Genomic DNA, 11,982 nt, shown 5'->3' with positions numbered 1-11,982 from the left:
ACGCGGATTAATTGGTGATATCGCTTAATCCGCTTTATTTAGGAATTTTATTATGCTGGTAGCAATCCCATCTGAAAGCGATGCGCTGGCTTGGATGATTATCGGTGGATTTTCAGCCTGGGGAGGTATCGTGAGGTATCTAATGGAAATTAGACAAAAGCAAATTCAGTGGTCTTGGTGTGGCATTGGTAGCCAGATCGTGATTTCAGTATTTACAGGGTTATTAGGGGGCTTATTAAGCTTCGAAAGTGGCGCAAGTCGCTATATGTCTTACATGATCGCAGGACTTTTTGGATCAATGGGGAGCACGACGTTGATCTGGCTATGGAATCGTATTTTTGGCATGAATAACCTTAAGGAGCCTAAATGAATACCCATACATTAAGTCAACGTAGCCAAAATAACCTAAACGACGTACATCAAGATTTAGTCCGCGTTGTTTATCTGGCTCTGACATTCAGTGAGTATGATTTTGTCGTTATTGAAGGTGTGCGTTCATTGATTCGACAAAAAGAGTTAATGAAAGAAGGTAAAAGCAAAACGCTCAATAGTCGTCATTTAACTGGGCATGCAGTGGATATTGTTCCGTTAGTGAATGGTGTTATTCCTTGGCAAGATTGGTCAGCGTTTGGATCAGTAGCAAAAGCGATGAAGAAAGCTGCTGAACAATTAGGTATTTCAATTAATTGGGGAGGTGATTGGGTGTCGTTTCGTGATGGGCCTCATTACGAGCTTTGTCGAGAGGTATACCCATGAATATTGCCGCTTTTTTACGCCTAGGCGTGAAAGGCGGGGTGTTGCTGATTATTGTCGTCACATTGTTGGTGATCCGTTATCAACACAATCGAATTAATCAGTTATCGGAACAAAATAGTCAGCTTGAATATCAACAACGAACACTGCAATCACAATTATTGCAGTGGCATAAACAAGCAGAAAAAGTCTCTGAAACACTCACGCACCAACAAGAGGAACAACGTTATTTAGAGGAAGAAAATCATGTTATACGCCAAGAGCTACGCCAGCTTATGGCACATACGCCTTGTGCTAATGAGTCTGTGCCTAGTGCTGTTATCCAGCTGCAACAAAGCACCATCAACCATCGTGGAAGTGCCCAATAAGTTTGTACCAACACATTTATTACAACCGTGTTCTGCGCCATTTTTTAATGTGCAAGTGTGGGGAGATTATCCCGATTATGTGGCACGCTTATTATTGGTATTAGAAAAATGTAATACCGATAAAAAAGCCGTCGCTAACTTATTAGTCGTAAAAGAAACAACGTAAAAATATAGAGTTATAAATAAAAAATAAATTAAGGAATTATAGAAATATGTCAAATCAACAATTACACACAAGAACCCCAACGGTAGTGGTTCTTGATAATCGCGGATCAACAATCCGTGAAATTAACTATTGTCGTCATCCCGATGCAATTAACCAAACTGATGAGCGTATTACGCGTCATCAATATCATGCTCGCGGTTATTTACAGCAAAGTATTGATGCAAGATTGCATGAAATTCAGCAATCAGACGCCACTATTCAATCCAATATTCAACAAACGATCAGTTTAGGTGGAGCATTGTCACTTTCACAAGGTGTTGATAATGGTATTAGCTTTAATCTTAATGATATTGAAGGGACAATCTCACAACAGATTAATGAAAAAGAAACAGTCACAACGTATAAATACAGTGATAAACGATTTGTCCGTTATTTAAAACAAGTTGAAGAAGGTACTTTAATTAATTCAGATACAGTCGTTATTCAAAAATTAATGTGGGGAGCAAATGATGAAAAATATATTGCTAATAACCAAATTGGAAAATGTATTGAACACCTTGATACAGCGGGAAGAAAAACGGTTGACAGCTTTTCATTATTAGGCGCCGTGTTATCCGAAGCGCAACAATTACATTATGGTAGTTATATTAACTGGGATTTAAATAATGAAATAAATAGTATTGAGGAAAAAGAAAAGCGTACGACCCAATATATTTATGATGCAACTGGCATGGTATTAACTGAAACTGATTGTGAAGGACATCAACGCCGTATTCATTATGATATTGCAGGTTTTATTAAACAGAGTTGGCTGACGCTAAAAGGACAATCTGAACAAACTATTTTACGTTCACTTTCTTATTCCGCTGCGGGGCAAAAACTGCGTGAAGAGCACGGTAATGGATTAGTGACCACTTATGAATATGAACCTGAAACACAGCGTTTATTACATGTAAAAACAGAGCGCCCTCAAGGTCATGTATTAGGTGCGAAGCTTATGCAAGATTTACGTTATGAGTATGATCCTGTTGGTAATATTGTTTGTGTGAAAAACGATGCCGAAGCCACACGTTACTGGCGTAATCAAAAAATCGTGCCTGAAAATCGCTATATTTACGATTCACTGTATCAATTAGTGAGTGCCTCAGGTCGAGAAACAGCCAATCAGCAAACACCGGCTTCAATGCAATCTCAGCCTGTAACGACCTTAGTGAAAGATGTGCAAAGTTACACCAATTACACTCGCTTATATACTTATGATCGTGGTGGTAATTTAACACAAATTCGTCATAACTCTCCGACGGCACAACAAAGTTTTACTCAAGATATTATTGTTTCATCTAAAACCAATCGCGCATTATTAAAATCTCAATGTTCTGATCCTCATCAAATCGATAATTATTTTGATGAGAGTGGTAATTTAACTAAGCTTCTGAATGGCGAAAATATTATTTGGGATAGCCGTAATCATTTAAAAGCCACAAACGATGTAATAGAGGGTGGTTATTTATATGAGGGTGAAACTTACCAATATAATAGTGCAGGGCAACGTATTACAAAATTACGAGGGCGCAAGATTTCTTACGGTAATTTAGAAAAAGTTACTACTCACTATTTACCGAATATTGAAATATGGGAAGTGAATGAAGACCCTGTGACGGAAAAATATGCCGTTGTTCAAATCAACGCGGGCACCAGTGCCAAAGTGCGCGCACTGTGTTGGGAAATCGGCACGCCGAAAGGGATTGAAAATAACGCACTACGTTATAGCTATGATGATGGTGTGGGTAACAGTGGATTAGAAACCGATGGTCAAGGGCAATTAGTCAGTTATGAAGAATATTATCCTTATGGTGGCACCGCCATTTGGTCGAGCGAAAATGCGGTAGAAGCCAATTACAAAACGATTCGTTATTCAGGTAAAGAAAAAGACTCTACGGGTATGTATTACTACGGTTATCGTTATTATCAGCCATGGATTGGTCGTTGGTTAAGTGCCGATCCCGCAGGTACGATTGATGGGCTGAATTTATACCGCATGGTGCGCAATAACACGGTGACTTTGCATGATCCTGATGGGCGGGCACCAATTCCACCAGCGCCACCTATGGCACCACCAGCGCCACCTATGGCACCACCCGCACCACCTATGGCACCACCCGCACCGCCACCAATAATGGGAGGTGCTCCATTAGCTCCATCCGCACCTGGTAATATGCCACCACCATTTCCATCAGCACAACCTCAAGCTGTAGGTAAAAAGAAATGGGAAATTAAAGCAGATCCAGCTTTATGGAAACAGCAAGGGGGAGAATATCCTTATTATTCGTCATTTACGATTACATTACAGAAGCTAGGTATTGAGCACTTTAGCAATATTAGTGATATGGATACATTTGTCAAAAAATGGACTGAAATAGGTCAAAATATGAAGCCTGCGGCCAGAGATATCGATCATGATAAAGCGATTGAAGTGCAAAAAATATTAGGGAAGATTGATACTGAATGGTCAGGATATAAAAAAGCAACGGTAAGTGAAACATTTAGGGGAGATACGCCCGTAGTATCAAATAGTTATTCATGGCTTTCAGGTTTTATAAAAGAGTCAGAAGGAAAAGCAGAAGCAATATCAAAAGAGATGAATTTAGATATTAAATCTTCATTGATAATGTCAACAGCAAAAGATCCTAAAATGGGCTATGTGTCAGGTAAAAGCATTATGTGGCACTTCAATCTTGATGAAGGGCATGCTGGCGTTTCTGAAGGTTTATATGCGTCTGAAGGTGAAGTAACATTCCCTATTTATAACAAGATGAAAATTACTTCATTGCAATATTTACCAAAAGGAAGCTCCTATATGAATAATCCAGAAAGGTTTGGTACGTCTCATCGCTATATTATTAACGCTAATATGCTATCAAAATAATAATACACAGAAGTCTTTTTAAGTATACCAGAGCGATATTAATTTATCGCTCTGGTAATTTTCTAAAGCTATTCTAATGATGATATTTTTCCCCACTAGAAATCCCTCTCTCACAATGCGACTTTTTTATTTATACTTACAATATCTAACTTAAGATAAATAATTATTGAAAAAAGGTTGTTAGAATTTATTTAGATAATAAAAAATAACAGTGGTATTAATCAAGGGTTATTTAAGGTTTGGTGTTTTTATATATTGTATTAAGAGGTTATTTTATTTATTGTTTCTATAATAAATTATCATCTAATAAATATTAAATAGCAGTGTTAGTCCCATTTTAATATTAAATTAAATCGCGATATTGCTCACAAATATTCATAAGCGTATTTTTAATTGTCTATTTTTGACTAATATCTAATGTGATTGACATAATCATTATATTTTAAAAAATTTTAATAATTATTGAGGCTTTATTATGAAGAAAAATAAACTTATGGTATTTACTGCAACATTATTATTATCATCAGCTAGTTTTATTTCAACAGCGTCAGCGGATGTGACGTTAAAACATGGCTATATAGATAAGCCACCTAGCAGAGTTTTTCTTTGTTCATCCAAAGGCAACAGCTTAAATAAAAACTGTGGCGATATACAATATGAGCCACAATCTGTTGAAGGCCCTAAGGGATTTCCTGAGACGGGGCCTAAAGATGGCGAAATTGCGAGCGGAGGAGATGCTAAATTTTCTCAATTAAATCAACAAGGTGTCGACCGTTGGCATAAAGTTGATATAGAAAGCGGAGAATATACCTTTAAATGGACATTAACAGCCCCACATAGTACCGCTTCATGGCGGTTTTTTATTACTAAACCGGAGTGGGATTTCAATAAACCTCTTACTCGAGATGATTTTGATTTAACCCCTTTTTGTCAGCGATTTGATAATGGAAAAGTACCAATGAAAACAGTAGAATTAAACTGCAATATACCAAAAAGAACGGGGTATCAAGTTATTTTAGGCGTTTGGGATATTGCAGATACAGGGAATGCATTTTATCAAGTCATTGATGCCGAATTTAAAAAATAATCAATTTAATTGAAATGGTTATTTACTATCAATACTAGTATTGGTCTTATCTTATTATATTTAAAATATAAACAAGTTTAAATTTTAACTTTAAATTTGAGATATAAATTAAGTTAAGATTAGTGCTTGTTTATTGATTAAACAAAAATAATAGCTATTTATTATCGCAATTTATTCAATAGCGCCTTTACATGGCGCTATTTTCATTAAATCGACTAGAAATCCATCGTGCACAATGCTACTTTCTACGTTATACCTATAATTATTTAGTTTAAAACCAATATCATTGAGGCGCGATTATGGAAATCTATTTAGATACAGCGGATATCGAAGAAGTCAGAAAACTCTCTCAAGTTCTTCCTATTGCAGGTGTCACCACCAATCCTTCCATTATCGCGAAATCTGCGCAAGATATTGAAATGCTATTGCCCGAATTAAAAGCCGCAATGGGCGGTAAAGGGCGTATATTCGCACAAGTGATTGCCAGTGATGTTGATACTATGATTGAAGAAGCGCTGCGCATTGGAAATATTGCTGATAATACGGTGATTAAAATCCCTGTAACCGAAGCGGGGTTAATTGCTATTAAACAATTGAAACAAAAAAATATGCTGGTATTAGGTACTGCGATTTACAGTGTTTCACAAGGTTTAATGGCGGCATTAGCGGGCGCAGATTATATTGCCCCTTATGTGCATCGCATGGATAGACAAGGTTCTGATGGTGTAAGGGTAGTCAAAGAATTACAAACTTTAATCACCATGCATAATTTACCGACAAAAATCCTAGCGGCAAGTTTTAAAACGCCACGCCAAGTTGTCGATTGTTTATTAGCAGGTGCTTCTGCGGTAACACTGCCAGTTGAACTTGCTTATTCAATTATTCATTCGCCAGTTGTGGATGATGCAGTGAATAAGTTTGCAGATGATTGGCAAAGCACTTTTGAACGTCGATTATTATAAATTTTATTTATAATAAAGAGCTATTCCGCGCTATTGAAAAATAATAGCGCTTTTCTATTGTTAGTTTGGTGATAATCTTTGAAAGAATGATAAAACAACGTGTTTAATTAATCGGCTATTTTAAAAGATAAATTCACTATTAAAAATAATAACAGTATATATCGCTATTATAAGACGAGATATATAGTAATATTATCTATTGTTATTTATTTTAATAACTTATTTATACTACCTAAGTTTGTTTTAGTAATATAATTGGTTGATTAAGTTTAATGGGTTAACAAATAAATGATAATAGAATATTGAATCATTTTGATAGCAACATTCTTTAGTTTTTCTAATGTGTTATTGTGATATTCACTTATGGCTAGCAGATGAAGGGAAATCTAATTATTGATTTATATCTAATTATAAGTCACCTTTCTGGTAATCTAAATTTAAATCTATTACTATAATCTTAGTCTAGAAATGGATTAATAATACAATCTGAAATTTTTATTTTACCATTATAAATTAATGTTATTTATCAATTGGTTATTAGCTTACTATATTAAGCTTTAATTCCGTTATTATTTTATAATGGATTTTTAATCCTTTTTTATTCAATTTATTTTTTATTGTTTATAAAATTAATAGTAAAATATCTAGTTGTAAAAAACGTGTTAATTAAAGAGTTTGGTTGTTAATGTAAAACTAAATATTATATTTAAATATAGTTTTTATTACCAAAATTAACAGGGAAAACTGATACTCCGCAGTGCAATAAAAATTAACATATGCAGTTATTATCTTTATTTTGAGATAAATAACCTTTTATTGGTAATACTGGAGTAAATATGTGTGAAGAATACATGAATAAACCTCTATATTTGTTAATCGCAGACTGGGTGCAAGAACAAGAGCGTTGGGTTAGCGCAAAAGAGATTGCTAAGAATTTCGATATTCCTCAGTGTAATGCCATTAATATTGTTTCTTACATTCTTTCTGATGTACGAGAAATTGAATGTGAAACCAAGAGTGTTCCTAATCAGCTTGAGGGGAGAGGATGCCAATGCCAGCGTATGATTAAAGTCAGTCATATCGATCCTCAGCTTTATTCTCGTTTGAAAGGCCATCTTCAAACCAAAAATAGCCCAAGCTCACCTGAAAAAATGGCAGATATGATCCCTCATGGATTAAATCATGAGCAAAAATGGCAATGGATGCTGTCTAAATCGCAACGTCGGTAACTGTATTGTTTGATTATGGTTCCGCTTAAAAATACGACAGGCGCTTATCACGCCTGTCGCTGTTTGTTACAGGCCTTTGGGCTTAACTTCAGTGGTACTTTTTAACCGAGGACGATTAAGTTCTGGCTCTGTTAGAGGCGTGGTTTCTACTAAACTTTGTCGGCAACGAACAGCTAGGTCTTGATATTCACGCGTGTTCATACGCTTCCATTGGATATCTTCGTCGGTAATATCACGCACGTGTTTTGCAGGACTGCCTATCAACATTTGGCGAGGTTGCCCTTGAAAACCTGCTTTTATAAAACTCATTGCCGCAACAATGCTTTCTTCGCCAATCACCGCGCCATCCATAATTACACTGTTCATGCCGACTAAACTATCACGCCCGATAATACAACTATGCAAAATTGCACCATGCCCAATATGTCCATTTTCTCTCACAATGGTATCCAGATCGGTATAACCATGCATAATGCAGCCATCTTGAAGGTTAGCGCCAGCTTCAACAATCAAGCGCCCATAATCGCCTCTTAGTGAAGCAAGAGGACCGATATAAACACCTGCGCCAATAATCACATCACCAATTAATACGGCTGAGGGGTGCACATAGGCTGTAGGATGAACTACAGGAATAAGACCTTCAAAAGCATAGATACTCATCAGTTTTCCTTTTTATTGTATTATCGATGCTGATGATAATTACCGGCCTTTCCATTCAGGTACGCGTTTTTCAGCAAAAGCGAGCGGGCCTTCGGTTGCATCTTCTGAATGTAAGACACTTGGGTAATTTTTCAATACGCCGCTGCGCATTAATTTATAGCCATCCTCAATAGAAAGTTCGCTGGTGGCGCGATAAATCTCTTTTAGTGCAGCAACAGCTAATGGCGCACTATTAGCAATTTGGTCAGCAAGTTCACGTGCACTTTCCATTAAATTTTCACTACTGACAACGCGATTGGCAATACCCCAGCGCAGTGCTTCTTCAGCTGTCATGCGGCGTCCTGTCATCAGCATCTCATTGACTATCGCAGGAGGTAGACGTTTTGGTAAACGCAATACGCCACCGCTATCAGGCACGATGCCGAGTTGTGCTTCTGGTAGCGCAAAAGAGGCATTTTCAGCACATACCATCATGTCAGCGGCTAAGGCTAATTCAAAACCACCACCAAAAGCATAGCCATTAACTGCCGCAATGACGGGTTTATTGAGATCAAAAAGCTCGGTTAAACCGGCAAAGCCACCCGCACCAAAGTCGGCATCTGGCGCTTCACCTTCTGCTGCTGCTTTTAAATCCCAACCGGCGGAAAAGAAGCGTTCGCCAGCACCAGTGATAATCGCGACACGTAAGCTCGGGTCATCACGAAAACGCAGAAAAACGTCACCCATTTCATGGCTTGTTTTTGCATCAATCGCATTGGCTTTTGGTCGGTCTAATACAATTTCAAGTACTGGACCTCGGGTTGTAAGATGAAGTGATTGGCTCATATTCTGTTCCTTTTAGTCATCAAAAATAAAAATTTATGATTGAGGTTATTTTTGCTATTTCTGAAACCAACCTATGTAATCAACCTATGTAATACGTCGATGTAATACACCTTATTTCAAATGCTTTTTAATCACTTTTCCTGAACAGTTACGCGGCAAACCGTCTCGAAATTCCACCCACGATGGCACTTTAAATTTCGCCATGTTTTGTTCACAGAAAAGGAAAAATTCTTCTTCACTCAGCGTTTCACCCTCGACAAGCACTACAAATGCCTTAATGGCTTCATCGCGAATATCATCAGGCACACCAATTACCGCAACATCTTGGATTTTAGCGTGCGCAATAATGATATTTTCGATTTCAACACAAGAGACATTTTCGCCACCGCGTTTGATCATATTGCAACTGCGGTCAACAAAGTAAAAGAAGCCTTCATCATCCCGATAACCATAATCTCCAGTATGTAACCAACCTTCAGAATCAAAGGCTTTTGCCGTTGCATCAGGGCGGTTGTAATACTCTTTAAATAAGGTTTTTCCGGGTTCGCCTTTTACACAAATCTCACCCACCTTGCCATCTGCGACTTGGTTATTTTGCTTATCTCTAATTTGTGCTTGATAACAAAAACCGGGTCTACCAATAGAAGGCCAACGGCGTTTATCACCGGGTCTATCGCCGATTAAGCCAACAATAGTTTCGGTCATGCCATAAGAGGTAAGAAGTCGAACATTAAAGCGTTCAAGAAAGGCGTCTTTTTCTTCATCGGCAAGATTAAGGTAAAACATCACCTCACGTAACTGATGCTGTTTTTCTTGAGAAGAAACAGGTTGTGCCATCAAGGTTCTCATCATCATGGGAATGCATTCTGTTACCGTGGCTTGATACTTAAGAATTTGTTTCCAAAAGGCTCTTGCACTGTATTTTTCAAGCAATACAAAAGTGGCACCAACAGAAAATGCAGCTAAAGAGGCTGTGCACTGGCAGTCAATATGAAAAGCCGGCATTACAGTGAGATAAATATCCTCTTCGCGTAATGCGTTTTGCCATGATGAGTAATAACCTGCAAAACGCAGATTATAGTGAGTAATAACAACACCCTTAGGTTGAGATGTTGTGCCTGAGGTGAAAAGAATTTCAGCAGTGTCATCAACGCTTAAAGGCGTGTGATGATTAAGGGTAACAGGATGAACGGCTTTCTGTTTTAAGAAATCAATAACACCTTTTTCAGCAGGAATTTCGTTGTCAGAAATTAAAAATAGTTGCGTTAAAGGAGATTGCTCATCTTGTAGCATAGGTTGATAAATAGGATAAAAATTATCACGAGTAACAACAACGCGGGCTTGGCAATGATTGATTATCCATGCGCTCTCTTCGTGCATAAAACGCGCATTAATCGGGATCATAACAGCGCCAATTTTGGCGAGCCCAAACCAACAAAAGAAAAATTCTGGGCAGTTATCTAGATGTAAGGCAACGTGGTCGCCTTTTTTTATGCCATAGGCATGAAAGAGATTCGCTGTTTTGTTGATCTCTTCATTTAATTCAGCATAGCTAAATTGTCTGACTGCTCCTTGTGCAGATTCAAAAATTAGCGCTGTTTTTTTACCATAAACATCAGCCAAATCATCCCACATTTGACGTAAGTTTTGTCTGCCAATTACATCCATTAAACTGTTATCCCATTCTTTTGTCGTCAATATAGGCTCAGTTATTGGTGTTTTAGCTGGGCCTGCATTTAACGGTATTACTCTTTAATTTTAGCCAGCCCCTTATCGACCAGCCCCCTAATTTGTTCTTCGTCATAACCGATGTTTTTCAAAATGGCAGAAGTATCCATGCCGTGAGATGGCATTCCACGCCATATTTTTCCTGGGTTATTTTTAAATTTCGGCATGACGTTTGGCCCTTTGCAGGTTTCGCCATTCATGGTTTGCCATTGGGTGATAGATTCACGAGCCACATATTGCGGATTATCTTCAAGCTCAGGAATTGTCAGTACTTTAGCGCTAGCAATATTGAGCTCTGAAAGGCGTTTTAAAACATCAGTAATAGGTTTTTTAGCCAACCATTCATCTAATTTATCTTCAAATAATTGACCATGAGGGCAATTAATACGATGAATAAGTTGAGTACCTTCAGGCACTTCTGGTGTACCAAGAAGATGAGCAAGTCCGATATCTTGGAAGATTTCTTTAATTTGTGTGATACCGACAACTTCCATCACGATAAAACCATCTTGGCAACGATATAAGCCACAACCTGCGTAATAAGGATCTTTCCCTTTGGTCATACGAGGACAAATTTCACCACCATTAAAATAGTCCATCATGAAGTATTGCCCCATACGCAGCATCACTTCATACATGGCGATATCAATACTTTCCCCTTTACCTGTTTGCTGTACTTTATACAGTGCAGCAAGCGCCGAAGTGGTTGCTGTCATACCTGAGAAATAGTCAGCGGTATAAGGGAATGCGGGCATGGGCTGATCTTTATCACCGTTTTGAATCAAATAGCCACTAAATGCCTGTGCGATAGTGTTATAAGCCGGTAAATTGGTATATTGCGGATCACCATATTGACCAAAACCAGATAAATGCGCGATAACCAATTTAGGATTATGTTCCCACAGCACTTCATCAGTAATACCGCGGCGCGCAAAAGCTGGGCCTTTACTGGCTTCAATAAAGATATCGGTTGTTTCCATTAATTTAAGAAATGCATCACGCCCTTCATCTTTAAAAATATTGAGAGAAAGTGCATGAAGATTACGGCGCGAAAGCTGAGGATAATGAGGTTGAACACGAATAGTGTCAGCCCATGCCACGTTTTCAATCCAAATAACTTCTGCACCCCATTCTGCAAACATTTGTCCTGCAAATGGCCCTGCAATTTCAATTCCTGAAAACACAACACGTACCCCGGAAAGCGGGCCGAATTGTGGCATTGGTAAGTGTTCTGTCATAGCGTCACCTCGTAAGTGGTCTGAGTGAACACACTCTCAT

Annotated in this window: 12 protein-coding genes; 8 read left to right on the top strand and 4 right to left on the bottom strand. The window is 38.0% G+C overall.

What is annotated here, in order from left to right:
- Positions 1-52: 52 nt before the first annotated feature.
- From M997_RS16410 to caiF, 8 genes are all read left to right on the top strand, one after another.
- Positions 53-370, top strand: coding sequence for a phage holin family protein (locus M997_RS16410; protein WP_064721195.1), 318 nt, complete (start codon positions 53-55; stop codon positions 368-370).
- Positions 367-756: a M15 family metallopeptidase gene (locus M997_RS16405; protein ID WP_064721194.1), complete on the top strand. Its 390-nt coding sequence runs from the start codon at positions 367-369 to the stop codon at positions 754-756. Before M997_RS16410 ends, M997_RS16405 begins: the two co-directional genes overlap by 4 nt.
- Positions 753-1,121, top strand: a complete 369-nt coding sequence (locus M997_RS16400; RefSeq protein ID WP_064721193.1) for a DUF2570 domain-containing protein — start codon at positions 753-755, stop codon at positions 1,119-1,121. The genes M997_RS16405 and M997_RS16400 overlap by 4 nt, the downstream gene beginning before the upstream one ends.
- Complete coding sequence (lysC, locus tag M997_RS16395; RefSeq protein WP_064721192.1) at positions 1,105-1,287, top strand: Rz1-like lysis system protein LysC; 183 nt, start codon at positions 1,105-1,107, stop codon at positions 1,285-1,287. The genes M997_RS16400 and lysC overlap by 17 nt, the downstream gene beginning before the upstream one ends.
- A gap of 46 nt (positions 1,288-1,333) precedes the next feature.
- A complete protein-coding gene (locus tag M997_RS16390; RefSeq protein WP_064721191.1) occupies positions 1,334-4,213 on the top strand; it encodes an RHS repeat-associated core domain-containing protein in 2,880 nt (959 codons plus the stop codon).
- 475 nt (positions 4,214-4,688) lie between these two features.
- Positions 4,689-5,300: a lytic polysaccharide monooxygenase gene (locus tag M997_RS16385; protein WP_064721190.1), complete on the top strand. Its 612-nt coding sequence runs from the start codon at positions 4,689-4,691 to the stop codon at positions 5,298-5,300.
- 299 nt (positions 5,301-5,599) lie between these two features.
- Positions 5,600-6,262, top strand: coding sequence for a fructose-6-phosphate aldolase (gene fsa, locus M997_RS16380; protein WP_064721189.1), 663 nt, complete (start codon positions 5,600-5,602; stop codon positions 6,260-6,262).
- Between the two features lie 836 nt (positions 6,263-7,098).
- Positions 7,099-7,491 (top strand): carnitine metabolism transcriptional regulator CaiF, encoded by a 393-nt coding sequence (caiF, locus tag M997_RS16375; RefSeq protein ID WP_064721188.1) that lies wholly within the window; start codon positions 7,099-7,101, stop codon positions 7,489-7,491.
- Positions 7,492-7,557: 66 nt separating this feature from the next.
- Here caiF and caiE read toward each other — a convergent pair whose 3' ends face one another.
- The 4 genes from caiE to caiB form a co-directional block, all read right to left on the bottom strand.
- The gene (gene caiE / locus M997_RS16370; protein ID WP_064721187.1) at positions 7,558-8,151 is read right to left on the bottom strand and encodes a carnitine operon protein CaiE; all 594 of its coding nucleotides are present in this window, start codon (positions 8,149-8,151) and stop codon (positions 7,558-7,560) included.
- 39 nt (positions 8,152-8,190) lie between these two features.
- Positions 8,191-8,976 (bottom strand): crotonobetainyl-CoA hydratase, encoded by a 786-nt coding sequence (gene caiD / locus M997_RS16365; RefSeq protein ID WP_064721186.1) that lies wholly within the window; start codon positions 8,974-8,976, stop codon positions 8,191-8,193.
- Positions 8,977-9,087: 111 nt separating this feature from the next.
- A complete protein-coding gene (caiC, locus tag M997_RS16360; protein ID WP_064721185.1) occupies positions 9,088-10,644 on the bottom strand; it encodes a crotonobetaine/carnitine-CoA ligase in 1,557 nt (518 codons plus the stop codon).
- A gap of 77 nt (positions 10,645-10,721) precedes the next feature.
- Positions 10,722-11,942, bottom strand: coding sequence for an L-carnitine CoA-transferase (gene caiB, locus M997_RS16355; protein WP_064721184.1), 1,221 nt, complete (start codon positions 11,940-11,942; stop codon positions 10,722-10,724).
- Positions 11,943-11,982 lie beyond the last annotated feature (40 nt).

The organism is Proteus hauseri ATCC 700826 (genome assembly GCF_001654965.1).
Classification (GTDB): Bacteria; Pseudomonadota; Gammaproteobacteria; order Enterobacterales; family Enterobacteriaceae; genus Proteus; species Proteus hauseri.
The sequence above is the reverse complement of the archived record's forward strand: the minus strand, read 5'-3'. Positions and strand labels throughout refer to the sequence as shown.